The sequence below is a fragment of the Vibrio sp. OPT46 genome, from assembly GCF_015163535.1.
Taxonomy (GTDB): domain Bacteria; phylum Pseudomonadota; class Gammaproteobacteria; order Enterobacterales; family Vibrionaceae; genus Vibrio; species Vibrio alginolyticus.
Map to the genome: position 1 here is coordinate 14,821 of NZ_JADDYG010000569.1, position 1,259 is coordinate 16,079.

Annotated in this window: 2 protein-coding genes and 1 pseudogene; 2 read left to right on the forward strand and 1 reads right to left on the reverse strand. The window is 42.3% G+C overall.

Going from position 1 to position 1,259, the window contains the following annotated elements:
• A pseudogene (gene fliI / locus IQR33_RS34065) lies at positions 1–272 on the forward strand (flagellum-specific ATP synthase FliI); the annotation flags it as partial.
• Positions 273–278: 6 nt separating this feature from the next.
• Positions 279–722, forward strand: a complete 444-nt coding sequence (gene fliJ / locus IQR33_RS22860; RefSeq protein ID WP_005380474.1) for a flagellar export protein FliJ — start codon at positions 279–281, stop codon at positions 720–722.
• 40 nt (positions 723–762) lie between these two features.
• Here the strand turns inward: fliJ and IQR33_RS22865 are convergent, their stop codons facing one another.
• Positions 763–1,077 carry an NIPSNAP family protein gene (locus IQR33_RS22865; protein ID WP_104975530.1) on the reverse strand — a complete coding sequence of 105 codons (315 nt, stop codon included), beginning with the start codon at positions 1,075–1,077 and terminating at the stop codon, positions 763–765.
• Positions 1,078–1,259 lie beyond the last annotated feature (182 nt).

Consider the following 1,259-nt stretch of genomic DNA (forward strand, 5'->3'; position numbering starts at 1 on the left):
TTGATGTCGAGAAGTCGGTGAGCCGTGTTATGCCGCAAATCACGACCGAAGAGCACGTTCTGATGTCAAAAGCCGTGCGACAGGTCTTGTCTATTTGTCGCAAGAATCAAGATTTGGTCTCGATTGGAGCGTACAAACCGGGTACCGATCCTGCTATTGATGGCGCATTTACTTTGAAACCGAAGTTAGACGAATACTTGCAGCAGAGCATGAAAGAATCGGTGCCATACGATATGTGCGTCAATATGCTTAGAAACATTTTGGGTGGGTGATAGCGCATGAATAATGCGATGGAGTTTCTACTTGAGCAAACTAAGGATCGTGAAGACCAAGCTGTGCTTGCACTGAACAAAGCGCGTTCTGAACTCGAAGATTATTACCGTCAGGTTGAACAAATTGAAAAGTATCGGCTTGATTATTGCCAGCAACTCGTCGACCGTGGTCAGGCGGGCCTAACGGCAAGTCAATATGGACATTTAAATCGATTCCTTACCCAGCTAGATGAAACTTTATCTAAGCAAAAGCAAGCAGAAAGTCATTTCAAAGAGCAGGTTGAAAACTGTAAAGAATATTGGTTAACCGTGCGTAAAGAACGCAAATCCTATGAGTGGATGATAGACAAACGCGAAAAAGAGAAACAACTTGCTGAAGCTAAGCGCGAACAAAAGCAAATGGACGAGTTTTCCACCTTACTTTACAGTCGAAAACCACATCGTTTCTAAACGTTATCGGTTCGATATTGCATTACGGTGTTGCAGTTGACTACATCTCTACCGATTCAAGTAAGGTAACTTTGATTGAGTCTTGTTCAATTAGCTCAAATACCTTCGGTCGAATCTCGCGAACCCACCACTCGTTGTATGTTTTTTCGTAGAGAGTCTGGCGTGCTTGTTCATTGTCGAACTCTCTAAGCCAAACAAAATAGTCATGTCCATCGTCACCAGTGTGGACGTAAGTATTCAGTACACGCATGCCTTGTGAGCGTTGATAGGGCAACAGTTCTTCCTTCATCCAACTTAGCCATTGCTTTGTTTTGCCTGCTTTGATTCTATATTGGCGTAATTCTGTGATCTTCAAAGTGATTCCTTAATTGTTAAGCAAAGTGTCTGTTTACGCTTATCGTTTTTCAAAGTCAATCAAGTAGCTGTACATCATGTTAGGAACCAGGTTCTCGGATAGTACTGTTGATGTTTGTTCCATAAACATGCCATCTATTAGCTTACCGAGAATTGGCTCAATATTGTGGTGTGATTTTTGCA

Bases quoted from the DNA above. Each gene is read 5' to 3' on its own strand.
- fliJ (WP_005380474.1), top strand. From the start codon at position 279: ATGAATAATGCGATGGAGTTTCTACTTGAGCAAACTAAGGATCGTGAA.